The following is a 26742-nucleotide window of genomic DNA, read 5'->3' as shown; positions in this document are numbered from 1 at the left end:
ACATGGCGCGAAAAACAACAAAAGCAACGGCAAAGCGCAAGCCCAAGCCAACCCAGTCAGCGGGTGCCAAGGCCAAGGTAGCGGCAAAGGGTGCCATCCCTGTCGTCGGGCTGGGTGCCTCTGCCGGGGGCCTTCTGGCCTATAGTGATTTTCTGGACGCGACACCGTCTGACACAGGAACGGCCTTTGTCATGGTTCACCATGTGGACCCGGATCACAAAAGCCTGATGGCAGATATTCTGGCCACACATACGGATATGCCAGTGGTGCTGGCCGAGGATAATAGCGTCGTGCAGGCGGATCATGTGTATGTGATCCCCCCAAACTACTATCTGGAAATCAGGGACGGTGTCCTGCACCTTTCCAAGCCGACGGACCGGCGCGGGACGCGCCTGCCGATTGACATGTTTCTGCGGTCATTGGCCAAGGATCTGGGTCAGAACGCAATCGCTGTGATCATGTCGGGAACCGGCAGTGACGGGTCTGCCGCCATCCGCGAGATCAAGGAAAAAAACGGCATCGTCTTGGTACAAGACCCCATTGAAGCACAGCATGACGGTATGCCGCGCAGCGCGATTGCGACCGGGGCGGCGGATCATGTTGTCGAAGTTGCCAAGATGCCCGACATTATTGCGGATTACGTCCGCCATCCCTTCGTCAAGAATAGTAAAGTGAAAAAGGTTCTTGGCGAAAATGCGAAGGACTCTCTCGAACAGATCATCGAAGTCTTGAAAGCCCATTCGCCAATCGACTTCAACCTTTACAAAGATGGCACGTTGCTGCGCCGGATCGAACGGCGGATGGCGTTGCGCCACATGGAGAATTCGGGCGATTACCTCGCGCTCCTGAAGGACTCGGACGAAGAGGCGCAGAACCTCTGCACAGATCTTCTGATCAGCGTCACGTCGTTTTTCCGGGATGCGGAAGCTTTCGAATTTCTTGAAAAGAACGTGATCGACGGACTGGTCAAATCCCACGATGCGGGACATCCCGTCCGGATCTGGGTACCGGGATGTGCCACTGGCGAAGAAGCCTATTCGCTGGCGATGGTCATCATCGAAAAGATATCGACCCTGCGCAAGAACGTGAAATTGCAGGTCTTCGCCTCGGACGTCGATGAACGCGCCTTGGCGATCGCGCGCAATGGCGTCTACCCTGAATCGATCGCCGAAGATGTCTCTGAAAGCAGGCTGAAACGCTTTTTTCTTGCTGAAGATCACAGCTACCGCGTGACACCGGAACTGCGTGACGCGGTGGTCTTTGCCAATCAGAACGTCCTGTCGGATGCGCCTTTCTCGAAGATCGACATGATCTCGTGCCGCAATTTAATGATTTACCTGACGCCTGATGCGCAGGAACGGGTCATGCAGCTGTTCCACTTTGCGCTCAATGAAAGCGGCATTTTGTTTTTGGGAATGTCCGAGACGACAGGCAATTACGAAGCCCTGTTTGAGCCGGTGTCGAAAAAATACCGCCTTTACAAGCGTGTGCCGCACACGCGCAGCCGTGCGTTCGATTTTCCGATCGTGCAACGCCCCTTTGCAAACCCGGCGACCATCCCGACGCGGGGCCATTTTCCGGCCACCAGCAACAAACTGGCTGAGCTTAGCCAAAGCCTGCTTGTCGAACACTATGCCCCTGCCGCTGTTCTGATCAACACCCAGTCAGAGGCGCTTTACCTCGAAGGGCCCACCGATGATTACCTCAGGGTGCCTTCGGGCGAAACAAGCCGTGACCTTTTGGCCATGGCACGTCAGGGACTGCGCGCACGCCTGAGCAGCGCCATACGCAAGGCGCGGGCAGAAGATGCCGATGCCGTGGAACGCGCCACGATCACGCGTGGCAACAAAAGGGTAGGGGTCACGATCCATGTGCACCCTGTTGCGTATGGCGAAGCCAAGCTGTTTCTGGTCACTTTCGCGGACCAGCCCGCCAAGGAAGCTGTGCTGGCATCGGAAGAACCCAACGCAGAGGTCAACCGCCAGCTTGAACAGGAGCTTGAGACCACACGCGCCGATCTGCGCACGACGATACGTGACTATGAACGGTCAACCGAAGAGTTGAAGGCCGTCAACGAAGAAGCCATGTCGATGAACGAGGAGTTCCAATCGACGAACGAAGAGCTTGAGACATCCAAGGAAGAGCTTCAATCGCTCAACGAAGAGCTGACGACGCTTAACACGCAGCTGCAGCAGAAGATCGACGACGAACGCCGCATGTCCGACGACCTGAACAACCTGCTGTCAAGTTCGGGGATCGCTACGCTGTTTCTGGATACGGATTTCAAGATCATGCGGTTTACGCCGGCCGTGCGCGATCTGTTCAACCTGATCACCAAGGACATCGGGCGCCCGTTCAGCGACATCACCGGCAAGGTCAAGGATCCGGAACTTCTCAAGGATGCCGAAAAGGTCCTTGACACGCTGGTCACCTCCGAGTGCGAGGTCGAAAGCAACGACGGACGCTGGTTCGTCCGCCGCATCCTTCCCTACCGCACGCAAAGCGGCAAGATCGACGGGGTCGCGGTGACCTTCTCCGAAGTGTCCGACCTCAAGGTGCTGCAACGTGAAACCGCCGCCGCCCGCGAGTTTGCAGAAAGCATCATCAGCACCGTGCGTGAACCGATGCTTGTGCTTGACGGCAATTTCAAGATCCTATCGGCGAGCCTGTCCTTCAATCGCATGTTCGCAACCGAAGGGGCCGACATCATCGGAAAGGATCTGTTCGCGATCCAGAACAAGCAATGGCTTGTCCCGCGGCTGCGCGAATTGCTGGAAACCGTCCTGCCCGAGAAGGTCACGGTCGAGGCCTTTGATATAAGCCTGGATGCCGGCGAGTTGGGACATCGCGAAATGCTTTTGAATGCCCGCAGGATCGAAGGGCGGCCAAAAGACGAAGAATCCATCCTGCTGGCAGTCGAGGATGTGACCGAACAAAAGAAGGCGCAGCGTGCCATTCTGGACCGCGAAGCCCGGCTGAGCGCCATTCTCGAGGCGGCACCGGAAGCGATCGTGACGATAGACGAAGAGGGCATCATCGGCAGTTTCAGCCCCGGGGCTGAGACCATATTCGGGTTCAGCGCCGACGAGGTGATCGGCAAGAACGTCAACATATTGATGTCCGAACCGGACCGCAGCAAGCATGACAGCTATCTTGAGCACTACCTCAAGACGGGAGAGAAAAAGATCATCGGTGTCGGTCGCGAAATGTTCGGCGGACGCAAGGACGGGTCCCGTGTCCCGATCCGGCTGACGGTGTCAGAATTGAAGCTGGACGGTGTGCGGCACTTTCTGGGCATCATGCAGGACCTGACCACCGAGAAGGAGCGGCAGGCCGAATTGCACCGCGCCCAGAAGATGGAGGCCGTCGGCCAACTGACGGGCGGTTTGGCGCATGACTTCAACAATCTTCTGACGGTGGTTATCGGCAATCTTGAGCTTCTCGAGATGCGCACCGACGAAAAGAAGTTGCATGGGCTGATCAAGGAAGCGCTGGAGGCGTCCAACCTGGGTGCCGCACTGACCAGCCAGCTGTTGTCCTTCGCGAAAAGGCAGTCCCTTGCGCCGGAAAATGTCGCGTTGAATAAATTGGTCAAAACGATGCTTCCGATCCTGACACGGACGCTGAACGAACAGATTGCCATTGAAACGCGGCTTGCTGACGATCTGGCCGCGACAGTGGCAGATCCCGGACAGATCGAAAGCGTCATCCTGAACTTGGCGATAAATGCGCGCGACGCGATGCCCGATGGCGGGACGCTTATCATCGAAACCAGCAATGTGACGCTGGATGCTGCCTATGCCGCGACGCAGGTCGACGTCACGCCCGGCGATTACGTATGCCTGTCCGTGACGGATACGGGCGTCGGCATGACACCGGAAACCCAATCGCGGGTGTTCGAACCGTTTTTCACCACCAAGGGGCCCGGTGCCGGGTCCGGTCTGGGGCTAAGCATGGTGTACGGCTTTGCCAAGCAGTCAGGCGGGCACGTCGCGATCCACAGCAAGATCGGAGAGGGCGCGACCATAAAGCTGTTCCTGCCCGTCGCCGAGGGGCGCGCGGCCACTGTCGAGGCTCAACCTTTGGAGCAAGGTTCGGAAACCGGGACAGAAACGATTCTGGTGGTTGAGGATGATGAAAAGGTGCGGCGCCTGACAGTGACCCGCCTTGAGGAATTGCAGTACAAAGTTGTTGCCGCGCAAGACGGCCCTGCAGCGATGGAGATATTGAAGAAGCGCGACGATATAGACCTGGTCTTGTCTGACGTCCTGATGCCGGGCGGGATGACGGGTTTCGATGTCGCCAAGAAAGCACTGGCTTTGCGTCCAGGGGTCAAGATCCTGTTGGCGACGGGCTATGCAAAAGGGGTCGAGCCAAACAGGAACACCAACGACTCCGGCTACCGCGTTCTTCGGAAGCCCTACGGCTTGCGGGAATTGGCACGAAAGTTGCGCGAGATACTGGACTGACAGGCCTTTCCAAGATTTCGTCAGATGCACGCTGATTGTCGCCCGCGCGGCGCAATCCGCGTGTTTCAGCCGATAAGGACCGGCCCGACAAGCATGGCGATGCAGGTGACAAGGCCGATCACGGGTACAATAGCCGGCACGATGAATATCCCGTCAGGTGCCGGATCGCCGCGCCATTTGATCCGCAAGAGCGACAGGTTGATCAGGATAAAGACCACAAGCACGACCTGCGATGTGCGTTCAGCCAGAATGCCGATGGGGAAGAACACCGCAAAGACCAGGGTGCAGCCGGTCACCAGCGCGGTCGCCAGCAAGGGCGTGCGTGTGCGGGCATTCAGCTGGGCCAGCCCCTTGGGCAGACGGCCTACCTTGGCCATGCCATAGATGATGCGTGCCGATAAGATGGCCTGAATGATGACCCCGTTCAGCGTCGCCGCAATCGCGACAAGCGTAATCGCGATCGGCGACATCCCGGTAAGGCTTTCGAACAGCAGGCTGATAGGCGCGGCCGAACGGCCCAAGTCTTCGAGAGGCAGAAGCAACACGGCAATGGCCGCCACCGAAAAGTAAAGCAGCGTTGTGATCATCAAGGTGATGAAGATGCCCAACGGCATGTTGCGGGCGGGATTTTCGGTTTCTTCGACGATGTTGACCATACCATCGAACCCGATGAAGGCAAAGAAGGCGAGCAGGCTGGCCATGCCGATTGAAGCCAGCGCGGGCGTGTCCGACGGGTCGGGTAAAACGGACGGCAGGGCAAGGATGATCTCCGGTTGGTGCCATATGCCAGCGATCACGACGACGACCAGTCCCAGCACTTCGACGATGGTCAGGACTGCGGCAAATTTTACCGATTCAACGACACCCCACGCGGCGACCAGCCCGGAAAACAGAACAGTCAGCGTGATGATCAACCAAAGGGGCAGCGGCACAAGCAACGCGACATAGCCCGCACAGCCAACCGCAATCGCCGATGCGGAAATGGTCCCGGCGACAAGCAACAAGGCCCCTGTCAGCACTGTCAGGGACGGCAACCTGAAGGCCGCTTCGACATAGGCGGCTTCGCCTGCGCTTTGGGGGAAACGGCCTGAAAGTTCGCTAAAACTGCTGGCGCTGAACAGCATGACGAAAGCGGCGACAAGAAAGGACACCGGCGCATGGATCCCGGCCTGCACTGCCGTCGCGCCGACAAGCACATAGATGCCCGCCCCGATCGTGACCCCCAATCCGTAAAACACCAAAAGCGGCAGCGTAATGGCGCGCCGCAGTGTGGTGGGGGGCGTGGTCTGCGATGGCGGGCCTGGGTCGGGGTCAGCCGTCATCATCGCGCTCTGGTTTGGCAGGGGCGGGGGGAATATGCGTGTTGTGCTCAAGCAGAGAAGGGTTGTTTGACGCACTAAACACGACCACCGGACATCGCGCCGCTTCAAGAAGACGCAACAGATCGGTCTGATCCCGAATAGGACCCCGCGCAAAGTCCATCAGCACGGCCTGTGCATTCTGACGCCCAAGAGCGGCGAGGGCGTCATCTAGGGTCTTGAATTGAAAGGCTGTTGAAGGCGGCGCGTCGAGACCATCATCACCGTTCTCCCGAACTGAAAATACAAATCGCTGCGCCGACAGTTGGTGTGAAAGGCGACTGGATGCTTCTTCCATTTCGGCACTTGGGGTGCCGGAGTTTTGCAAGAGAATGATCTTGCCCGGAATCTTGTGAATTTGGCGATACCCCAGCACAAGAACATCCCATCCTGCTGCGGCGCGCAGCGCGGTCCTGACAAGTTCCCCCTTGTCTTGCATGAAGGCCCATTGCGCTCCGCTCGGACCGGCTGCCCGCGCCAGAATACGTCGGAACGCACGTGCATCGGCCCTCAAGAGAGTGTGCAGTTGCGCATGGCTTGGGGCCAATGCCGTCTTGCCGCTAAGCAGAACGATGCGTTGGTCTGGGATCTGACATGTCGCGAAAATGTCGACCTCTTCGACGAGGATGCCGCCAAGGCCAGCAAAGAAGGTGCTTGGCAAATGTTCGATGATCCGCAACCCTGCTGCGGCATCTGCATATGACCCTGCACCCACGAGAATCCGCAGGCCGGGACGGCGCACCGTGTTCATCGGCCCGCCCCCAAGTCTGTGCCGATGTCGGCATCCATATCCGGCCCCGCATCTGCGCCGCCATCGTCTTTGGCACCGAACTGGCGGCGGGTTTCCGCAAAGGCATGTAATTGTGCTTCGACTTTGCCGTTGATGCTGTCTTCCGGAAACTTCCCGCGACGGCCACGTTTGCCCGCAGGCGTCCCTGTCAAAATTTCTATCCCCTGATCAATCGTTTTGACGGGTATGACACGGAAATCCTCTGATTTGGCTGCCTCGACGACGTCGCGGCGCAGCATGAGATGATCGACATTCGACGCCGGGATAAGAACGCCCTGATCGCCGGTCAGGCCTTGCGCCATGCAGATGTCGAAAAACCCCTCGATCTTTTCATTGACGCCGCCGATGGCTTGCACATCACCGTTCTGGTTCACCGACCCCGTCACGGCAAAGCCCTGGCGGATCGACACGCCGGACAATGCCGAAAGCAGGGCATAAAGTTCGGCTGACGACGCGCTATCCCCGTCTATGCCGCCATAGCTTTGTTCGAACACCAGACTTGCATGCAACGACATCGGGACATCCAGCGCATAATGCGAGGCGAGATAGCTGCCCAGAATAAGCACGCCCTTGGAGTGCAGCGGACCGCCGAGTTCGACCTCGCGTTCGATATCGACCAGCCTGCCGCTGCCCATGCGCACGCGGGCCGTGATGCGCGATGGCCGCCCAAAGGGGTTCTTGCCGATCCCGACAACGGACAGGCCGTTTATCTGGCCGACCGACTGTCCTTTCACGTCGATCAGGATGGTTTTGCGCGTCACGGCCTCTTGCATCCGTTCCTTGATGCGCGATCCCCGCAGCACGGATTGCTTGATCGCATGGTCGATATCATCGTCGGAAATCAGATCTTGCTTGTGGCCCGTGGCGTAAAAATCAGCCTCTCGCATGACATCCGTCAACTTGGAAAGCTCAAGCGTCAGTTTCGTGCTGTCGCCGGCAAGCCGGACAGCGTGATCCAGCAAGGCGGCAACGGCGGCGGCTGTCAGCGGCTTGAGGTTTTCCCTGCTCGCATATCCGGCCACAATCCGTGCCAGTGCGCGGGTGTTTTTGGCCGTGCGCGGCAGATCATCTTCGAAATCAGCCTCAAGCTTGAACAACTTGCCGAATTCCGGATCGAGATGCAGCAGCAACATGTGAAGCCGCCTGCCACCGACCAGAATGATCCGGATATCCAGCGGGATGGGGTCGGGTTCAAGCGTCACCGTTGACGACAGGCTCAGGCGTTCGGCTAGCGAGGTGATGGAGATGGACTGGCTTTGCAGACATCGCTTGAGCGTATCCCACGCGTAGGGTTCGGACAGGATGCGGTTGGCATCCAGTACCAGATAGCCGCCATTCGCGCGGTGCAGCGCACCGGGTTTGATCAGCGTGAAATTGGTCGACAGGGTACCCATCTCGGAGACGTATTCGATCCGGCCTGTCAGATGACCAAGTGATGGCATTTCCTCGGTCACAATCGGTGCGGCGGGCGGGGCTTCGTCGTGCGAGACCATGATATTAACTGCGTATCGGTCAAAACGCGGGTCCTGATGGTACTTATGGATGACTTCGGGGAACGGCCCCCCATTGGGTCTGGTCACCGACATCAGGAACAGTTCGGCGTTGGAAATCATGTCCACACGCACATTTTCCAGATAGGCCAAGACGTTGTCGGCCTGCGCGAACTGGGTTTCGACCTCTTTCATCCGGATCGAAACGATCTGCTCGGCCATCGCGGCATGCAACTCTTCGATCCGGTGCCGGTGTTCCTTTTCCAGTTGCGGGCCATGCTTGAGGATATCTGCCAGTTGCTTTTGCAATTCCTCGATCTTAGTGTCGATTGCCTTGCGTTGCTCTGTGGGCAACGCCTCGTACACCTCCGGCTTGATGGGTTTACCGTCCACAATCGCCGACAACATGAACCCCATCGGGGTCCGCAACAATGCAACGTTCTGCGCGTGTGCGCGTTCAGAGAATTCTGCGATGGGTTCTTCGTGCTTTTGGCCGAACTCCTCCTCGATGGCGCGGCGCTGCGTTTGATAGTCCTCGGATTCAAACAGGGCGGGTATGTCATTGGCCAGATCATCAACCAGGCTCTGCATCGCCAGTTTCAACTCGGCTGCGGTGCCGGGTGTGAGTTTCATCGCGTGGGGTTTGTGTGGTGCATCAAAATTGTTGACGTAGACCCAGTCGCACGGAAGCGGGCGCGTTGCGGCGGCATCCGACAGCAGTCTGGCAACCGCAGTATGCCGCCCGGTGCCCTCGCGGCCCAAAACGTATAGATTGAAATCCTTGTGGTCGATATTGGCGGATAATTTGATCGCATCAATCGCACGATCCTGTCCGGTCAACCCGCGTGCCGGCTTCAGCGATGCGGTGGTGTCGAACCCAAGCGTTTCGGGGTCACATTCCGCGCGCAGACGCTTGAACGATAACCCAGCGGGGAGGGCTGACTTTTTGCGTGCTTTGCCGACCACATCAATTTCCATTCACGCCGATTGAAGCCGTGGAAAATCAGGCCGTGAAAGGACGAGGTGCATGAGAAAACTCCTGATATCTGCCACTTGTCTGTCATTACTCTCACAGATTTCCGGACCTGCCTGATTGACACGTATCAATTCGCATTGTTCCTGTTTCCGGGGGCGGATTGATCGTCGTCAAATGGACACGGCGATCCTGCCGTAACAAACGCGGGATGGACGAGGCTTTAGGCGGCCAGATCACAGACACAGCTCAATGGCGGAAAGGAATGCAGACGATGAAGGAGACTCTCAAACTAAGCTGTCTGTCCTGCGGGCAGGCGAACCGTTTTCCCGCTGCCAAGCTTGACGCCAGTCCGAAATGCGCGAAATGCGGTGCCCTGCTGGTCACTGGCGATGTCGCTGCAATCGGGGAACGTCAGCATGACAAAGCCACGGTGACGGACGACCTGCCGTTGATCATTGATTACTGGGCCCCCTGGTGCGGCCCGTGCCGGACGATGGCCCCCGAATTCGCGACGGCGGCCAAAGCGTTGCGGTCCAAGGCCCGTTTTGCCAAGATCGACACGCAGCAGTTTCAGGCTGTTTCCCAACGGTTGCAGATCAGGGGCATTCCGCTGTTGATCCTCTATGCCAAGGGCAAGGAAATCGCGCGGCTGTCCGGTGCCCGCCCTGCGGCGGATATCGAAGCATTCGTGCGCCAACATCTTTGAAAAGATTTCTTATCCTTCCGCCGTTTCTGCCTGCGAAAGGCAAGCGTCATTGATGCTGATCAATTCGGCAACCCGCGCCGTGCGGTAGTCATGTGGCGACCCACGGAAAGGACGCGACATGACCCAGTCAACGCCACGGCCCACATCTGACGACCCGCCCGAAGAAACGCCAAAAGATCCCCCCAAGGAAGCCCCCATGCCCGTCGATCCCGAAAAGGAACCGGGACTGCCAGAGGATCCACAGCCAATGGACCCCGCGACGGACCCCGCGTCGCCGGAAGTTCCAGAGCCCTCCAATCATCCGGAGGACCCGATGTATGACCCTTTTGAAAACGGCAATTTTCCAGTCTAGCAAGTTGATGAACGGCGGTTTGGTTCAGGCAGGGCCTGCCCCATGAAAATGGCGTTGTTTGGTGCGTCGCTTGCGGTTGTCTTTGCCATATTGGCGGGGTGGCGTTCGCGTGATCACGATGCGGACCGTACGGAGATGGTCCGCCTGTTGGCCTTGCAGCCACAGGCCCCCAGACGGTTTGACCCCGCGATGGTTGCAGATTTGCCGGAGCCCGCGCAGCGGTATTTCCGGTTCGCCATTGCAAAGGGAACGCCGCTTTTGACAGTTGCCGACCTGTCGATGACCGGTCTGTTCAGTCTGGGCGACAAGGATCGGCCGGACTATCTTGAAATGCGCGCGCGGCAGGTCTTGGCGTCGCCGCATGGCTTTGTGTGGAAAATGCGCACGCAGTCGGGTTTGTTGCCCATGTCGGGGTCTGACAGCACCGCGTGGACCCGGTTCTGGATGGGGGGCATCGTCCCCGTCGCCCGCGCCGGAGGGGACAAGGATCACGCCCGCGCCGCTTTCGGACGCATGGTGGCAGAAGCTGTTTTCTGGACCCCTGCTGCGGTATTGCCGGGGCGGGGTGTGACGTGGCAGCCAGTCGGGCCGGATGTGGCAAAGGTAACTGTCCGCCACGGTACCATGACGCAAAGCGTTGACGTCACGGTCGATACGGATGGTCAGCCCCTAAGTGTGACTTTCCCGCGTTGGAGCAACGCGAATCCAGAGAAACAGTATCAGGAACAGCCGTTTGGCGGGTTTCTGTCAAAATTTCAAAGCTTTCAGGGGTACCGGGTTCCGACCCATGTCGAAGCGGGAAACTTCTTTGGTACTGACAGGTATTTTCCGTTCTTCATCGCGGATGTGACCGACATTTCCTATCTGGAATAACCGCTGTCGCATCCTTCATCTCACTGCTGCGCCATTGATAAATCTCAACCCGAGGCGGGGCATTTCAACCCAGTGTGATCTGGTCACCCAAGTCCGCATTCGGCGGCTCTCGCTTTTGACCAAAGCCCGGAATGGAGAAAACGATGTCAGACCATCCGACGAACATGCATGTCCACCCCGAGATTGAATCCTTCTTCGATCCCCAGACCTTCACGATCAGTCATATCGTGATGGACCCTGGATCGACCTCATGTGCCGTGATTGATTCCGTGATGGACATCAATTATCCCGCCGGCCGGATTTCATATGAACACGCTGACGAAATCATCGCCTATATCGAGAAAAACAAGCTAAAGCTTGAGTGGTTGATCGAAACGCATGTGCATGCGGACCATCTGTCTGCGGCCCCCTATATTCAATCCAAACTGGGCGGCAAGATCGGGATCGGGGACCAGATTACCGTCGTGCAGGACACCTTTGGCAAGGTCTTCGACGAAGGCACCGATTTCCAGCGCGACGGCTCCCAGTTCGACCGCTTGTTCAAGGATGGTGATATCTATGAAATCGGCGGCTTGTCCGCGTTTGCGATCCACACACCGGGTCACACACCGGCCTGCATGGTGCATGTGATCGGTGATGCCGCCTTTGTCGGTGACACATTATTCATGCCCGATGGCGGGTCTGCGCGCGCCGATTTTCCCGGTGGTGACGCGGGGCAACTGTACGATTCCATTCAGAGGGTGCTGGCGCTGCCGGACGACATGCGCCTGTTCATGTGCCATGACTATGCCCCCGATGACCGCGATTTCATGTGGGAAACCACTGTGGCGGAAGAAAAGGCAAACAACATCCATGTCGGCAAGGGCAAGACCCGCGCGGACTACATAAAATTCCGCGAGGCACGGGACGCGACGCTGGACGTTCCCAAGCTGATCCTGCCGTCCCTTCAGGTGAACATGCGCGCCGGTGCCTTGCCCAAGACCAAAAGCAGTAGGCTGATGCTCAAGGTTCCGATCAACGCGATCTGACCGCTGGTATCAGTCGTCCTAAGAAAGTGAGATATTTATGGATATCAAAGAAATTTCAGACCAGTTCTATATCGCGCCGCAGATCACGGAGGCTGATTTTGCATTGCTGCGGGACAAGGGCATTCGATCCATCATCTGCAACCGTCCCGACGGCGAAGACGCAGGCCAGCCCAGATTTCAGGACCTGTCGAACAAAGCGCAGAAACAGGGGATCGAGATGCGCCACATTCCCGTTTCCGGCGGAATTTTCAATGACGAGTCAGTGGCGGAATTCAGCAATGCACTGAATATACTGCCAAAGCCCATTCTGGCTTATTGCCGAACGGGCATGCGGTCGGCTGCGTTGTGGTCTTTGGCCAAGGCGCAGGACATGCCGCTGTCCGAGATACTGAGTGCCACCAGGAACGCGGGATATGACGTCAAAGATGTCGTGCGACAGGCGACAGATCGCGGTAAGCCAACGGGTTGATCCCGCGGGTATCCCCCATACTGTCATGAGGATTGCAACAGGTACGCCAGGCATCAGTCTTTGCCCGGCGCACCTTTCCTGACTTCAAGCCTTTGTTAATGCGCCAGAAAGACGGGGAGTGCCTTTTGTTCGATCATTGATCGTGTGGTGCCCCCTAGAACGGTTTGGATCATCCTCGCATGACCGTAGGCCCCCATGACCACAAGGTCAGCCCCAACCTCCTTGGCGCGGTCCTGAATGCATTGCCCCACGTCCAGACCGCCGCTGGGAAATTGCGAGACCGTGACCTTGCAACCGTGGTGACTAAGCCATGCGGCAACATCCGTACCGGGGTCCTGGCCATCCCGTTCGGCGGTCATGACCGGATCAATGCAGCCGATCACGACCTCCTGGGCTTCCTTCAACAAGGGCAGGGCGGCATGTACGGACGCCGCGGCCGCATTGCTGCTGTCCCATGCCACGAAGATCTGTTTGGCGCTATGGGAGGGCGACCCGTTCAGTCGAAATCCGATGGGCGAATGGAACAGGATTCCGGCAGCGGATTCGCGCAGGATTTCGGGCGTATCAGACAGGTTGTCGGCAAAATACGCCTCGTCGGCTACCCGCGCCACCTGCGAGACGTGGTGTTTGAAATCAACGGACACGCACAAGGCTGACTGGACATCGCCCGAGGTGTTGCTTCGGGCCAGCAACGCTTCGACCTCCTGAACCCGGTCTTGTTGGGCCTGCTTTGCCTCGGCGACCATTTCGGGCCAGTTGTCGGGGATGTTCATGCCGCCGTAAGGGGCCACGCCGTAGGCATACACCGGCAAGACGGGCGCTGCCCCCAGTATCAGGCAAAGCAGGCGGTTGTCATCCGCCGCTGCTGCTTCGGCAGCATCGCTGATCTGGCTGTCCGGGGTGTCAGCAGTCATCACATACAGGATTGTCCGGCGTTTCATGTTGTTCTCCATTCCAAAGTGGCACCGGCCAATCAGCGCAGGCGGTATTGTGCAAACTGGCACAGCCCGCTCGCATTCCAAATGATCCAGATCAAATACGGGCCTGAATTTCGTGACACGGTGGGGCGAAACCGGATGAACGGACAGTTGGCAGATGGTGTTCACAGAGGACGTCAGCGCGCCTGCTGTTCTTCGCGGCGGAACGCAGCGCCCTGTGGGTTGTGTGATCCGCGCGCCCATTTTGGAGGAACCGAAAGATGAAAAAGACCACATTGCGAAGCGATACGGTTGAGGCGTTGTCATTGCAGGATCTGTGCCGTTTTTGCCATGCTGACGAAACCTGGGTCGTCGATCTGGTAGAGCATGGCGTGCTTGAACCCGTGGGCAGCACCAGCGGCAACTGGCGCTTTGTCGGCACGAACATCGTGCGGGCCAAGAAAGCCCGGCGCTTGAACCGTGATCTTGGGATCAACACGGCAGGCGTCGCGCTGGTGCTGGCCCTGCTTGAGGAACGCGATACCATCATGCGCCGTCTGGCCCAGCACGAGCCTGTTTGACAGGGTAGGGAACGAGGCACCTTCGTGCTAGGGCACCGTCGTAGCCAAGCTGATCCGCGTGCCCGTCGACCCCGCGACCAGCGTAGAACAATCCGAAAGCCGTCCGATTGCCGCAAAGCCGCCCGTGGCACGGACAAAGTCGCACGCGGCCTCGACCTTGGGGCCCATGGAACCGGCAGGGAACGACATATCGGCAAGCCCGTCCGGGGTGGCGCGGTTGATCACGGCCTGATCGGGCATGCCCCAATCGCTAAACACGCCCTCTACGTCGGTCAGCATCAAAAAGGCATCCGCATGCAGGGCACGGGCCAGAAGCCCGCTGGCGTGATCCTTGTCGATGACGGCTTCGATTCCAATCAGCGTGCCGTCAGGCTTCTGGACAACGGGAATGCCGCCCCCGCCTGCACAGATGACAACCACCTTTTGCCGCAGCAGCATGCGGATGACATCAAGTTCAAGGATCCGCTTGGGTCGTGGTGATGGCACCGTGCGGCGAAAATGCCCCTCGTCCTGCCCTATGGTCCAACCGCGTTGCGCGCTTAGTCTTGCTGCGTCCTTTTCGGTATAAATCGGGCCGATGAACTTGGTCGGGGCCTGAAACGCAGGGTCTTTCGGGTCAACCTCGATCTGGGTCAGAAGAGTCGCATAGTTGGCAGCCGGGGCATAGGCGTTGTCCAGTTCCTGTTGCAGCACATAGCCGATCATGCCGTCGGTTTCAGCCCCAAGCACGTCAAGCGGAAAGGACCCGCCCTGCAACGACAGATAACCGATCTGCGGTCCATTGCCGTGGGTGATGACGACCTCGTGGCCCGCATCCAGCAGGCCGGCAAGGGATTGGGCCGCGACGCGGATGCTGGCCCGCTGGATCGCGGCCGTCAGGGCCTCACCCCGCTTTGACAGGACATTTCCGCCCAGGGAAACGACAATACGCATTCAAGTCCCCCATGTTGTGACCAATCCGGTCTTGCCGATCGTATGATCGGGCGGCAGTGGTTTAGCGCCGTAAAGGCCAAAGCAAGACCAGGACCCGGCATCGCGTGCCATGGTGCTACGCCACAGGATCGCGTGAGACGGGACAGGTCATGCAATGACCACCCCCGTGTCCCCGGCTTAGTTCCGCACCGCGTGTGGTGATGACTTCGATCCCCGCCTTCCGTAGCTGCGTGTTGGTGTGAACGTTGCGGTCATAGGCCAGCACCACGCCCGGCTCTAGGGCGACAACATTGTTGCCGTTGTCCCATTGTTCGCGTTCCTGTTCAAAGTGATCACCGCCGGTACCGATGATGCGCAAGGCCGGGATGGACAGCGCCTGTTGCACCACGTCAAAGATATGGCCGGGGTCCTTGACCACCCGCAGGACGTGTTTGTCATCTGGGTAAAGCGAATAACACCTGATCTTGTCCGCAACCTGCGTAAAGCTGGTCACAAGATCGCGGTCGCAGAACGAAAACACGGTATCAAGATGCATCGCCGCACGAGACTCCGGAATCTGGCAGGCAATCACGCGTTCTGCGACCCCCTGTTCAAAAAGCGATACCGCCAATTGCCCGGCTGCTTGTGGCGTCGTCCTTTGGCCAACCCCGATGAGAACGCAACCTTTGCCGAGCGGCATCACGTCTCCGCCTTCAAGCGTGGCGGGGCCGAAATCAAGGTCTGGATCACCCCACAAGACCTTTGCCACGCCTGTAAAGCGCGGGTGAAACCGATAGATCGCGGCGGCGATCAACGTCTCTTGCTGGCGTGCGGGCCAGTGCATGGGGTTCAGCGTGACCCCGCCAAAGATCCAGCTGCTGCTGTCGCGGGCAAACAGCAGATTGGGCAGAGGCGGCAGGACAAAGCCGTCAGGGCCGAGAAACCTGCCGAACATGCCGTGCGGCTTGAATGGCAGATCGCTGACCGTGATCCCCCCCGTCAAAAACCGCGTCACGGGGGCGGGAGGCAATTCATTCAGCCAGCTGCGCAATTCGTCCATCATGCCGACGCCGATGTGGTCTTCGGTGATCTTGCGGTCCAACAGCCATTGGCGGGCGTCGGGCTGTCCCAGGATGTCCGTCAGAAGATCATGCTGTTCCAAGACCTCGACACCCCGGTCCCGCATCCTTTCGCAAAACTCGAAATGGTCCCTGCGGGCCTCATCAACCCAGAAGACGTTGTCAAACAGCAGTGCATCGCAATTACCAGGGGTCAGGCGTTCATGCGCCAGACCGGGGCGGGACACCATGACCGTCCGCAGTTTGCCGATCTCTGAATATACACCAAGCCCGCCGGTCATGGCATCATGACCGCGCAGAACAGCGCCATGCACACCCGCGACAGGAATGCCCTGTCAAAAATGGTCGCGCCAAAGGACGAAGGGCCGTGAAAACCAGTGACAGGGGCCATCGATCATTCCTTTCGAAAGGGTGGCGAAGTCTTCGGATCATAGCGTCGCACAGGGTGCACGGATTGAGATGGGTCATAACCGGACGTGCTGCGCCTGCTGTTATTTGCTGAAAAGGATCGGCACCTTCTGGTCCCGCAGCAGCGCATGTGTGGTAGCGCCAAGGACGAAATCATAGGTGCGCGAGTGGCCAAAGGCACCGGTTGCAATCAGGTCCGCCCCCAATTCGAAAGCCGCCTTGTTCAACACCTCCGCGATGCTGGTCCCCATCGGTTCGCGGTACTCCAGCGTCGGCTTCAGGCCATGCCGTGCAAACATCTCGACCATGTCAATCGCATCGCCGTCTTTCAACGCATCTTGCTGGGCCTTGACGACACGCAACACCGTGAGGGTTGCGCCTTCATCGGCAAGCCCCACCATATCATGGGCGGCGCGTGCCGCTTCTCTGGTGTCGCTCCAGCCCAGCAACAGGTTCGTGCCGATCTCGGGGCCGTCATAATTCAGCGGGACCACGACAACGGGGCGCCCGCTTTCACGGATCACCTGAACCTGCGCGTGCCGCTGGTCATACCGGTCATGCTCCTTGTCTTCGTGCGACATGATCACAAGGTCCGCCGCCCGCGCGCATTCGACCATCCGTTCCACGGCAGACACAGCCTCGGCGCGGATCAACCGGAATTCGCTGACGAAATCCTCGATCTTCGTATGTTTGGTAAAGACCTCCTTGATCGCCTCGGACTCCTGCTTCTGGCTGGCATTGAACGTGGCAAAGGCAGGTTCGGGGATGTGCATGGCAATGCCCGGATAGACCAGCAATGCCTCGACCGTGTGCAGCCCGATCAGATGGGCACCGTGTTTGCGTGCAAGGGGAACCGCGACTTTCAACAGCGTTTCGGTGTTTTCGGGGGTGGTCAGGCAGACCAGTATCGTCTTCGGTCCCATGCGGTCATTCCTTTTCTCCGACAGGTTCAGCATCCCATTATCTCTAGCAAGACGTGCAGATATCCGATTGATCCCAGTCAATCGGTCGTTCGCGTTTTCCGCTACTCCAAGAAAGAATCCCAAATTCGGTCGAGGAACTTTTTATGTTCACTTTCACACACGCATTGGCCGTCCTTGCCGCTTTGGGCATGTCAACGGCCTCCTTGGCCGACACAGTTTCTGCCCGTAACGGTGACGATACGTTTTTCGCCGGATCACAGCTTAGCCAATCGGTGGATACTGTCGGTGATACCTTTATGGCGGCCCGTTCGGTCAACGTAGACGGTGCCACGCAGGGCGATCTGCACATCGCCGGGCTGGACATATCGGTCAATACGGACGTGGTCGAAGACCTTTATGCGATGGGCGGCACATTGGTGGTCCGCAGTGCCGTCGCAGAGGACATGACGGCCGCGGGGCTGTCCCTGCGTACCGAAAGCAGCTCTCTGACCCAGGGCAATGCGCGCCTGCTGGGCAATACCGTGACGATCGAGGGCCCGGTTCAGGGGGCGCTGTCGGTGATCGGACGCGATGTGATCCTGAATGCTGCAATTGGCGGCGATGCCCGTATTCTTGCGCAAACGCTGACCTTCGGGCCCGATGCTGTCGTCAGTGGCACGCTGACCTATAGTACAGAGGGAAAAATTCCCGTTCCCGACCGCGTCGCCCCCGCCGACCGTGTGGTCTTTGAAAAGATTGCAGGCGGACGTGTCTGGGAGGAATGGCAAGACATGGGCAAGGATATGCCCGCTTTCCCGACCTTCATGTCCATCCTGTTCGGGTTTGCCATCGCGCTTTTGTTCTTTCTGGTGCTGGGGGCCCTGATGCTGGGGTTCATGCCCAAACGTCTGGCGAAAATGCGCCGCAGCATTGCTGAGGCCCCCGGCCAGAGCCTTCTGCTTGGTGTGATCGGCCTGTCGGTGTTGTTCGGCATGGTTCCGATCACCGCGATGACGATTGTCGGTCTTCCCTTCGTGCCGGTGGTTTTGTTGGCCATCGTGGTGCTCTGGACTCTTGGCTATGCGTTAGGTGCCTACAGTGTCTCGATGCGGCTGTGGTCGGCCCTGGGTGGTTCGGACGAGCCAAGCAATGTCGCGCGCCTGCTGGTGTTCGCGGCTGCGATCATCTTTGTCGCCCTGCTCAATTTCATCCCCTTCGTCGGCTGGGTCGCGAATTTCACGCTGGTCCTGCTTGGCATCGGCGCGATGACGCGCTCCGTCTTTCAATCATTGCTCGGCAATCCCGACGTCGCCTTGGATGTTGACCTCAAACCCCTCGAAGAATGACCTTACACAGGAGAATGCCCATGACAGCCCAAGGTTTGGAAGTGATCGACAACAGCGTCCATCTGACCCACGAGTGGATCAACGAACTGGCCGAGCGCCTTGACTGGTCGTCGAAACGCAGTGTGTTGCGCCTGTTGCGGGTTACCTTGCGCCACGTGCGGGATCATCTGGTGGTGAACGAAGTGGCCCAGATGTCCGCGCAACTGCCCCTGCTGATACGCGGGTTCTTCTTTGAAGGCTGGATGCCCAAGCACACGCCGATCAAGGAACGCCATGTCAACGATTTCAGCGCCTTCATCGCGGCCCAGATGGGCGATGCGGAAGAATACCGGGGCCGTGAAGACATCAAATGCGTGTTTGATCTGCTGAACAACCGCCTCAGCAGGGGAGAGGTCGAAGACCTTCGCGCCACGTTGTCCGAGCCGATCCGTGATCTTTGGGCCGCCCCCTAGTCTCCAGACCCCGCAGTACAAAGGCAGACGCCACGGGGAAGCCTTTTCCCGTGGCGTCCGGACCAAACAGCAGATGCTGCATTCAAGGGTCAGTCACAATCGCCCATCGACAATTCAAGCAAGGCAGTCGGGCGCTGGATGATAATGGTGTAGATGTTGTCGATCGCGATGATCTTGCTTTTGCGCAACTGGGTAAAGGTCCGGCTAACGGTTTCAGTCGTCAAACCCAGAAAGTCGGCGATGTCGGATCGGCTCATCGGGAGCGTTACACTTCGATATGCACCTAAGTCTATTCCTACCCTTTCGGCCAGTACACATAAAAAAGAGGCCAACTTTTCACTCGCCGACTTCCGGCCAAGCATCATGAAGTGATCCTGCATCCCGCTGATTTCGCGCAATGCAGCCTGCAAAAGGGCAGTATGCAACTGGGGGTCGCCCTCACCACTCTCGAGGGCGGAACGCCGGAAAGGTTGCAGGCGCACATCGGTCAATGCTTCGCAGTCGGTATGATGTATATTTGCAGAAGGAAACCCAACGATATCACCAGGATAGCCGAAAGCAATGACTTGACGACGACCATCGGAAAGCAGGCGCGTCAGCCGCAAAACACCGCTGTTCACTTGATAAAGCCACTCAACCTCGTCGCCTTCATAGTACAGATAAGCACCGGTTTTCAGGCGGGTTTCTGCGGTTTGGGGAAGGGTGGAAACAAGCGGAGTAAATGCACAAGGGGTACCGTGTTCATTGGGAATCGTGACATACATATGGTGAACCTCCTATTTGATTTGAGGTCACCTTGATTGGTGAATGTAATTCGGATTAATCTTACGGTATGGGTATTTGTATTAATTTGTAACAATGCTTCTCAATTTCCAAGACACAATTTATATTTAATCAACTTCTTCGACCAGCCCCTTCAGGGGTAGATGGAGGCCATATGACTAACCAGAAAATTCTTGTTGTCGATGACGATCCTAAAATCAGAAACCTGCTGCGCAACGTGCTGGAGGGTGACGGTTTTGGTGTACTGGAAGCGGAAAATGCAAGCGACGTCATGGCGGCGATTGCAAGCTCGGACATCATGCTAATCACCCTGGATTTGAATCTGGGGTCCGAAAGCGGCGTCGATCTGGCGCGGAAAATCAGGAAGACATCACATCTTCCCATCATCATGGTGACCGGAAAGGAGGATGTGATCGACCGTGTTGTCGGGCTTGAAGTCGGGGCGGATGATTACATCACCAAACCCTTTCATGTCCGAGAGGTTCTTGCCCGGATCAGAAGCGTCCTGCGCCGAAGCGCAGCGAAGTATGAGAGTACGAAGGAACCCGCCGGGACGGAGGCCGTCAGCCAGGATGATTCCTCTGACAGCGTCTATTTTTCCTTTGATGGCATGATCGCTATTCCGGACCAGATGAAATTGATAGACCGCAACGGTGCCGAGTGTAGCCTGACCAGTGGCGATTTCAAACTGCTTGATGTGTTTCTCAACAGACCCAAGCGCGTCCTGTCCCGCGATCAACTGATGGACCTGACGGGAGGTCTGGAGTGGAACCCTATGGACCGTGCCATCGACAACCAGATCGCCCGTCTGCGCAAGAAAATCGAGCGTGACCCGTCAGACCCGAAATTGATCAAGACGGTACGCGGCGTCGGCTATTCGTTTGCCTGCGAGGTCAAGGTGATTCAGGCGGCAGAGCAATCGCTAAAAAGCACTTTGAGCTTCTGCGCCAATTCGGACTGACGATAAGGCTTGTGCAAGACGTCATAGGGCCGTTCACGGGCCAGACTCGTTTTGATGACATCGCTGGCGTAACCAGAGGTCAACAGCACCTTGAGCTGTGGGAATTCCAGCGAGATCTTGGCAGCAAGGTCATAGCCGTTCAACGTGCCTGGCATGACCAGATCCGAGAACACAAGATCGACATGCGCACCGTCTTTGAGGATCTGATATGCCTGATCGCCGCTTTGCGCCTCGAGAGCCAGAAACCCGAGGTCGCGGACGCGTTCAATCGACAGTTTGCGCACCTTGGGGTTGTCTTCGACCACCAGAATTGTTTCCCCGTTTCCGCGGGCTGGCGGTACTACGGCATTGCTACGGGCATCCCCCGCCTGATATCCACCCGCTTGCGCCAGTGCCGGGAAATAAAGGCCGAAACTGGTGCCAAGACCCAGTTCACTGTACAGTCTGACATGCCCCCCCGACTGACGCACGAAGCCGTACACCATCGCCAGTCCCAGCCCCGTTCCACCGCTGTCCGACTTCGTCGTGAAGAATGGTTCGAATGCGCGGCGCTGCGCCTCAAGGCTCATTCCGGCACCGTTGTCGCTGACGGACAGGCGCACGTAATCGCCCGCCTCCATGTCAGTTTCCTCGGCCATAAAGGTATCGTCGATGGTCACATTCTGAAGCGAAACCAGCAATTCGCCACTGGTCCCCATCGCATCACGCGCATTCAGCGCAAGATTCATCACAGCGGACTTCAACTGAACGGGGTCAATCATCACCGTGTCCAGATTTTCGGCAAAGTCGATTTTGATATCAAAGGTCGCCCCCACCGTCCGCTCCAGCAGCGCCAGCGTGTCCGAGCAGACCTGCCGCAGATCGGATCGTTCGGGTTTAAGATGGCTTTTCCGCGCAAAGATCATCAAGCGGGACGTTAAATCCGCCCCCAGTTCGGCCGATTCAAGCGCGTCCCTGATCAAGGCGAGTTGCTGCGGATTGGCCCCGCGCATTTCAAGCAATTCCAGATTGCCGACGATCACCGTCAGCAGATTATTGAAATCATGTGCAATCCCGCCGGTCATCTGACCGATCGCATCCAACCGCCGCGACCGGGCAAGCGCGTCTTCGGTCGCTTTGCGGTGGGTGAGATCATGCAGAATCCCGATGAATATGCGCTTTCCGGCAATCTTTGAGTGGCCGACGGAAAGATGGAGCGGAAACACAGAGCAATCCTTGCGCTTGCCCTCGACATCGCGGCCGATCCCTATGATCCGCTTTTCACCTGTCTCAAGATGATGCGACATGAAGCCGTCATGAATGTCGGCCATCGCGCGGGGCATCAGCATGTTCACGCTTTTCCCGACCATTTCGGCAACGTCATACCTGAACAACCTCGCCGCTGCCGGATTGGCACGCAGGATTGTTCCGTCCTGATCCGACACGATGATGGCATCCACAGCAGCTTCAAGGATCGCTTGTAAAACCGCGCTGTCTTCCTTGGCATTACCCATGCGTTAAATCCCTTTTGCCAACCCTGCCAAATGCTGCGCGACAGGTGCAAGTCTGAAATGACCCTTTTGTAGAAGGCGGGGCTGGTTTAAGCCGACACGTTATAGTTGAATATTAGGTCGGTTTGCAGAGAAGGCAAGTCATAAGAGCGTTACTTCATCAAGAACTGGCGCGCGCCCACCAGCCGCTTGCAAAATGGCGCGCTTGATCAAGCACTTGACCAAATCGACGTCCCGTTTCCGTAATGTGCCCGGCCTTTCCATCCCCCTAAACATGCCGTTGCCGAGGCTCGGCAACAGCGCTGTAGTCCAGAAACCGCGTCAGATCCGCCAGCGTGATCACGCCAAGCAGATGGTGGTCCAGCACGACCATGAACTTGCGGTGCCCCGTCGCCGCGATCAGCTTGAGAAGGTCCGGGATCGGCAATTCCGGCGCAATCATCACGCTTTCGTCAAGGCCGAAAAAGACATCGCCAACCCGCGTATTACCCCAGTTCTGATGCTCGATCCCTTCAAGGACGGATTGATCCACATGCCCCAGCAGAACGTTGCCCTCGACCACGGGCACGAAGCTGACACCGTGGCGCAGCATGACCTGATTGGCCAGTTCCAACAGGGTCATATTGGGGCCCACGGTGATCGGATGACGCGACATCAGCGCGCTTACCGGCTTGTCCTCAAAGACGGTGCGGGCCAGTTGCGAGACATAGCTGGCCCGCGCCGCCATCAGGACGAACCCGCCGATCATCAGCTGCCACAGGCCCGCGACGAACGCCCCCTGAAAAAGCGCCAACACCCCGAGCCCCATCAGAAGATACCCGAAGAACGTACCGGATCGCGCGGCGGTCTGGGTCGCCGCCAGCACATCCCCGCTGCGGTGCCACAGATACGCCCGCAACACCCGCCCGCCATCCAGCGGAAACGCGGGCACCAGATTGAAAAGAGCAAGCAGCAGATTGATCAGCGCCAGATAAAACAGCACTTCGACAAGCGCGAAAGGTCCGGCGGCCAGCCAGACCCCTTGGGCGAATGTCCAAAATCCGGTTGCCAGACAAAAAGACATGACGGGTCCCGCCAGCGCAATCCAGAATTCATCCCGCGCCGATGTCGGTTCCTTCCCGAGTTCGGCCATGCCGCCGAAGATGAACAACGTGATGCTTTTGATCGGTACCCCCAGACGTATTGCCACGACGGAATGCGCCAATTCATGCAATAATAGCGATGAGAACAGGCCCAACATCCCCAGCAATCCCATTGCCAGATATGTTCGGTTTGACGCCTCGGGCAGGACTTCGGGGAAATACTGGCGCGACAGGCTCCACGTTATCAACGAGGCAATGATCACCCAGCTGGGGTCGACCTTGATTTCGATACCACCGAGAGAAAAGAGTTTTACGGCATTTGAGAACATAATCGGCTCCGCTTTCTGCGCTCAACCTACTGCGATTGCCGCGCCCCTGATTGATATCGCTCAAGCCGCTTGGCCAAGACTGTAATCGCCAATCGGTCCCGTGCCCGCCGGGATTGAGCCATGTCAAGAAAGACCAAGGCGCGGTTTGCTAAAGCGCATCGATGCATATCCCCGCCACATCCCTGCTTCAAAGTCTGGCCTTCTTCACCTTTAGCGCCGCGTGCGTCTGGGTTGCAGGGGCGCGGCTGGCCTATCTGGCAGATGCCCTGGCGGACCGGTTCAAGCTGGGCAAATCGCTTGTAGGTCTGCTGCTTTTGTCATTGGCGACGTCACTGCCAGAGGTTGCGACGACCCTTAGCGCGGCAGCCCAGCAATCGCGCAATCTGGTGCTGAACAACCTGTTCGGCGGCATCGCCTTGCAGACGGCCATTCTGGCGATGGCAGATTTCTGGGCCCACGGGCCGATCACCAACTATCCCCGCAAGGCCAACCACGCGCTTGAGGCGACATTGCTGGTCCTGCTGTTGTCCGTGACCCTGATCATCACCAATCTGGGAGAGACCTTCGTGTTTGCCGGCGTGGGCCTTGGCAGCCTTTGCATCGCGGTGATCTATGGCGGTGCGATCTGGCTGTTGCGCCGCTATGATGCCAGCAGTGACTGGGTGCCCGTCGATCTGCCGGACCCCGAACCGCTGGTCTTTCCTGCGCCGACCGGGCTGGGGCAGGCGGGGAATGTAAATCTGATCTGGCAGGCCGTGTTCGCCTGCATCGCCATTCTGGTCTTTGGTCTGCTGCTTGTCGTGTTTGCCGACCGCATTGCGGATCAATCAGGGCTTGGTACCGGGTTCATCGGTGTGACATTGCTGGCAGGTGCCACGTCATTGCCAGAGCTGAGCACCAGCATCGCCGCCGTGCGCATCGGGGCCTATACCATGGCGATCTCGAATATATTCGGCAGCAACCTGATCATGCTGGTGCTGGTATTTCCAGCCGATATCCTGTTCCGCTCGGGGCCGATCCTGCAAAACACCTCGCCGATGGTCAGCCTTTCGCTGGCCTTTGGGCTGACCGTGACGTCGATCTATCTGGTCGGGTTGATCGTACGGCGCAAGCCGTGGATCGGGTCAATCGGGCTTGATTCAATCCTTGTGATGTTGACGTTTCTGGCCAGCATCGCCGCGTATTATTATGTGCGGTGAATGGCCGCCGCGATGGTCTTGTGCGTCGCAGGACAACCGTCGCCGCCAATATCTTCTTTTCGACCCTCGGGGCTTGGCAACGATTGAGCAATATCAAGGCCTCCGCGGCATTCCAGCCTAGCGTGCACCCGTAACTTCATCAACCGGAGGACCCGAGATGGTCGACAAACCTCAGACCCAAACCCCCAAGACCTCTTCAGCAACCGATCCTTTCAGCGCGATGACGCAGATTCAGAAGGCCGGATTTGGCAGTATGATGGGCATGGGCACCGCATGGGTGGAAGCGCTCAGCGACATGAGCGCGGAAATGGCCGATTTCGTGGCTGAACGCATCAAGGAAGACGTCAAGGTTCAGCACGAGCTTCTGCACTGCAAGAACGTGGCGAACCTTCAGCATATCCGTGGCCAGTACTTGCAAAGAGCGATTGACCAATACCAAGCCGAGACCAGCAAGCTGGTCGAGATGGGCACAAAAGCCCTGAAGTTACCGGACGGCGAAGACCGCAGCTGACCGCAGCCATGGGGGCCGTGCCGGGGCGGGGCGGGGCGGGGCACCCCCTGCGCCGAAACCAGCGCCTACAACTCCGATCTTTCTACCAGCGCGACACCGGCGGCAATCGCATCGCTGGGGTGGGTGACGACATGCTCTCCCTGCTCCAGCCCTTCTATGACCTCGACCCTCCGGTCGTTGCGGCGGCCCAACGTCACGGGACGCTTTTCCGCGACCCCATCCAGCGCCACAAAAACGGCCCAACCCATGTCATCCCTGAAGGCGGCGCTAAGCGGGATCTGCAACACATCATCTGCACGCCATTCCACGATCCGCAGAAAGACCGAAAACCCGTCCCCCAGTTCGGGGCGGGAACCGGATGGGCTGACCAGATCGAAATAGGCGTCAACGCGCTGCTCTTCGATCCCGAGGGCCGAGACTTTCGTCCGCGCCTTGGGGTCGATCCGTTCAAGCCTTGCCTGCAGCACCTCGTCGCCGCCCCAGCGTTCCACATAGGCCAGCGCACCGGGCTTGAGCCGCACCGCGTCATTCGACAGTATGTCCGCCACCAGTTCCAGCCGAGCCGGATCGCCGATGCCGACCAACGGGGTGCCAATGGACACGGGCCGTTCACTGATGGCGGCCACCGACAGGACAACCCCGTCCGTGGGCGAAGTTATCATGACGCAGCAGCTTTCCGGGGGCGTATCCTGGGGGTTGGGGGGCAGCAGGCTGGCCCGCGCGCGTTCAATCGCGCCATCCGCCATATCAATCCGCGCCTGGGCCGCTTCGACCGTGGCATTAGCGACCGCCAGCGCCTGTGTATCATTCTCCAGCCGGGTGATGGATGCGAAACCGCGTGTGACCAGCGCCTGTGTCCGTTCATACTGCGCCTGGGCAAAGCGTTGTGTCTCTTGGGCCTGTTTAAGATCCGCCTGCGCCACATGGCGTGCGGCTGTCGCCTCTTGCAGGGCAGCTTCGGCCTGAAGCTGGGCGCGTGCGTCCAGCAAACCTGCGGAAGACGGGCGGACGATCGCGACGACCGTCTCGCCCTTGCGGACCACATCCCCCTCGTCGACAGGGGACCGCAACGCAGTCCCGGCGATTGGTGATGCGACCTCGAACAGGTCACGGACCTGCGTCTGCCCGTCGGCATTGATTGTAACCTCGAGAGGGCCTCGGCTGACCGTGGCCAGATCGACCGCAACCGGATCGGTGCGAAAGCTGACATAGGACAGACCGGCCACCAGCGCAGTGCCAATGCCGATCAGGACAAGCGTGCGGGTCGAATAGGGCATGT

General features: G+C 58.3%; 23 protein-coding genes. 12 read left to right on the top strand and 11 right to left on the bottom strand.

What is annotated here, in order from left to right:
- The first annotated feature begins 2 nt into the window (after positions 1 to 2).
- Positions 3 to 4469, top strand: coding sequence for a chemotaxis protein CheB (locus RGAI101_RS19850; protein WP_008230095.1), 4467 nt, complete (start codon positions 3 to 5; stop codon positions 4467 to 4469).
- A gap of 65 nt (positions 4470 to 4534) precedes the next feature.
- On the opposite strand, the gene RGAI101_RS19845 is transcribed toward RGAI101_RS19850, so the two are convergent.
- From RGAI101_RS19845 to RGAI101_RS19835, 3 genes are read right to left on the bottom strand one after another with little or no spacing between them, the layout of a single operon-like run.
- Positions 4535 to 5791, bottom strand: a complete 1257-nt coding sequence (locus tag RGAI101_RS19845; RefSeq protein ID WP_008230049.1) for an APC family permease — start codon at positions 5789 to 5791, stop codon at positions 4535 to 4537.
- Positions 5781 to 6578, bottom strand: a complete 798-nt coding sequence (locus tag RGAI101_RS19840; RefSeq protein ID WP_008229898.1) for a hypothetical protein — start codon at positions 6576 to 6578, stop codon at positions 5781 to 5783. Before RGAI101_RS19840 ends, RGAI101_RS19845 begins: the two co-directional genes overlap by 11 nt.
- A complete protein-coding gene (locus tag RGAI101_RS19835; protein ID WP_198133747.1) occupies positions 6575 to 9073 on the bottom strand; it encodes a Lon protease family protein in 2499 nt (832 codons plus the stop codon). Before RGAI101_RS19835 ends, RGAI101_RS19840 begins: the two co-directional genes overlap by 4 nt.
- Before the next feature lie 281 nt (positions 9074 to 9354).
- On the opposite strand from RGAI101_RS19835, the gene trxC reads away from it, so the two are divergent.
- The 5 genes from trxC (at position 9355) to RGAI101_RS19810 (ending at position 12511) form a co-directional block, all read left to right on the top strand.
- Positions 9355 to 9789, top strand: a complete 435-nt coding sequence (gene trxC, locus RGAI101_RS19830) for a thioredoxin TrxC (protein ID WP_050763277.1) — start codon at positions 9355 to 9357, stop codon at positions 9787 to 9789.
- Between the two features lie 118 nt (positions 9790 to 9907).
- A complete protein-coding gene (locus tag RGAI101_RS19825) occupies positions 9908 to 10141 on the top strand; it encodes a hypothetical protein (RefSeq protein WP_037230351.1) in 234 nt (77 codons plus the stop codon).
- A 42-nt stretch (positions 10142 to 10183) separates the two neighbouring features.
- Positions 10184 to 11014 (top strand): DUF6544 family protein, encoded by an 831-nt coding sequence (locus RGAI101_RS19820; protein WP_008230096.1) that lies wholly within the window; start codon positions 10184 to 10186, stop codon positions 11012 to 11014.
- A 143-nt stretch (positions 11015 to 11157) separates the two neighbouring features.
- On the top strand, positions 11158 to 12042 hold the full coding sequence (locus tag RGAI101_RS19815) for an MBL fold metallo-hydrolase (RefSeq protein ID WP_037230468.1): 885 nt from the start codon (positions 11158 to 11160) through the stop codon (positions 12040 to 12042).
- Between the two features lie 37 nt (positions 12043 to 12079).
- Positions 12080 to 12511 carry a TIGR01244 family sulfur transferase gene (locus RGAI101_RS19810; protein ID WP_008229889.1) on the top strand — a complete coding sequence of 144 codons (432 nt, stop codon included), beginning with the start codon at positions 12080 to 12082 and terminating at the stop codon, positions 12509 to 12511.
- A 95-nt stretch (positions 12512 to 12606) separates the two neighbouring features.
- Here the strand turns inward: RGAI101_RS19810 and RGAI101_RS19805 are convergent, their stop codons facing one another.
- Positions 12607 to 13452: a universal stress protein gene (locus RGAI101_RS19805; protein ID WP_037230349.1), complete on the bottom strand. Its 846-nt coding sequence runs from the start codon at positions 13450 to 13452 to the stop codon at positions 12607 to 12609.
- Positions 13453 to 13709: 257 nt separating this feature from the next.
- On the opposite strand from RGAI101_RS19805, the gene RGAI101_RS19800 reads away from it, so the two are divergent.
- Complete coding sequence (locus tag RGAI101_RS19800; protein ID WP_008229935.1) at positions 13710 to 14009, top strand: chaperone modulator CbpM; 300 nt, start codon at positions 13710 to 13712, stop codon at positions 14007 to 14009.
- 27 nt (positions 14010 to 14036) lie between these two features.
- Here the strand turns inward: RGAI101_RS19800 and RGAI101_RS19795 are convergent, their stop codons facing one another.
- The 3 genes from RGAI101_RS19795 to RGAI101_RS19785 all read right to left on the bottom strand — a co-directional run bounded on the left by RGAI101_RS19795 (position 14037) and on the right by RGAI101_RS19785 (position 17331).
- Positions 14037 to 14942, bottom strand: a complete 906-nt coding sequence (locus RGAI101_RS19795) for a carbamate kinase (RefSeq protein ID WP_008229966.1) — start codon at positions 14940 to 14942, stop codon at positions 14037 to 14039.
- Positions 14943 to 15057: 115 nt separating this feature from the next.
- Positions 15058 to 16281, bottom strand: coding sequence for an arginine deiminase (locus tag RGAI101_RS19790; protein ID WP_008229953.1), 1224 nt, complete (start codon positions 16279 to 16281; stop codon positions 15058 to 15060).
- Between the two features lie 210 nt (positions 16282 to 16491).
- Positions 16492 to 17331: a universal stress protein gene (locus RGAI101_RS19785; RefSeq protein ID WP_037230347.1), complete on the bottom strand. Its 840-nt coding sequence runs from the start codon at positions 17329 to 17331 to the stop codon at positions 16492 to 16494.
- A gap of 143 nt (positions 17332 to 17474) precedes the next feature.
- Here RGAI101_RS19785 and RGAI101_RS19780 point away from each other — a divergent pair, with 143 nt between their 5' ends.
- Positions 17475 to 18656, top strand: a complete 1182-nt coding sequence (locus RGAI101_RS19780; RefSeq protein WP_008230043.1) for a hypothetical protein — start codon at positions 17475 to 17477, stop codon at positions 18654 to 18656.
- A 20-nt stretch (positions 18657 to 18676) separates the two neighbouring features.
- On the top strand, positions 18677 to 19108 hold the full coding sequence (locus RGAI101_RS19775) for a DUF2267 domain-containing protein (protein WP_037230344.1): 432 nt from the start codon (positions 18677 to 18679) through the stop codon (positions 19106 to 19108).
- A gap of 89 nt (positions 19109 to 19197) precedes the next feature.
- Here the strand turns inward: RGAI101_RS19775 and RGAI101_RS19770 are convergent, their stop codons facing one another.
- Positions 19198 to 19872, bottom strand: coding sequence for a helix-turn-helix domain-containing protein (locus RGAI101_RS19770; RefSeq protein WP_008229936.1), 675 nt, complete (start codon positions 19870 to 19872; stop codon positions 19198 to 19200).
- 173 nt (positions 19873 to 20045) lie between these two features.
- Between RGAI101_RS19770 and RGAI101_RS19765 the strand changes: the two genes are divergently transcribed.
- Positions 20046 to 20852, top strand: coding sequence for a response regulator (locus RGAI101_RS19765; protein WP_050763276.1), 807 nt, complete (start codon positions 20046 to 20048; stop codon positions 20850 to 20852).
- Here RGAI101_RS19765 and RGAI101_RS19760 read toward each other — a convergent pair.
- A complete protein-coding gene (locus RGAI101_RS19760; protein WP_008230083.1) occupies positions 20795 to 22345 on the bottom strand; it encodes a PAS domain S-box protein in 1551 nt (516 codons plus the stop codon). The two genes, RGAI101_RS19765 and RGAI101_RS19760, sit on opposite strands and share 58 nt — an antisense overlap.
- 265 nt (positions 22346 to 22610) lie before the next feature.
- Positions 22611 to 23753 (bottom strand): site-2 protease family protein, encoded by a 1143-nt coding sequence (locus tag RGAI101_RS19755; protein ID WP_008229964.1) that lies wholly within the window; start codon positions 23751 to 23753, stop codon positions 22611 to 22613.
- A gap of 161 nt (positions 23754 to 23914) precedes the next feature.
- Here RGAI101_RS19755 and RGAI101_RS19750 point away from each other — a divergent pair, with 161 nt between their 5' ends.
- Complete coding sequence (locus RGAI101_RS19750; RefSeq protein ID WP_008230136.1) at positions 23915 to 24952, top strand: sodium:calcium antiporter; 1038 nt, start codon at positions 23915 to 23917, stop codon at positions 24950 to 24952.
- 157 nt (positions 24953 to 25109) lie between these two features.
- Positions 25110 to 25463, top strand: coding sequence for a phasin family protein (locus tag RGAI101_RS21370; protein WP_008229896.1), 354 nt, complete (start codon positions 25110 to 25112; stop codon positions 25461 to 25463).
- Between the two features lie 65 nt (positions 25464 to 25528).
- On the opposite strand, the gene RGAI101_RS19740 is transcribed toward RGAI101_RS21370, so the two are convergent.
- Positions 25529 to 26740, bottom strand: a complete 1212-nt coding sequence (locus RGAI101_RS19740; protein WP_008230110.1) for an efflux RND transporter periplasmic adaptor subunit — start codon at positions 26738 to 26740, stop codon at positions 25529 to 25531.
- Positions 26741 to 26742 lie beyond the last annotated feature (2 nt).

The organism is Roseobacter sp. GAI101, from assembly GCF_000156335.1.
Classification (GTDB): Bacteria; Pseudomonadota; Alphaproteobacteria; order Rhodobacterales; family Rhodobacteraceae; genus Sulfitobacter.
The sequence above is the reverse complement of the archived record's forward strand: the minus strand, read 5'-3'. Positions and strand labels throughout refer to the sequence as shown.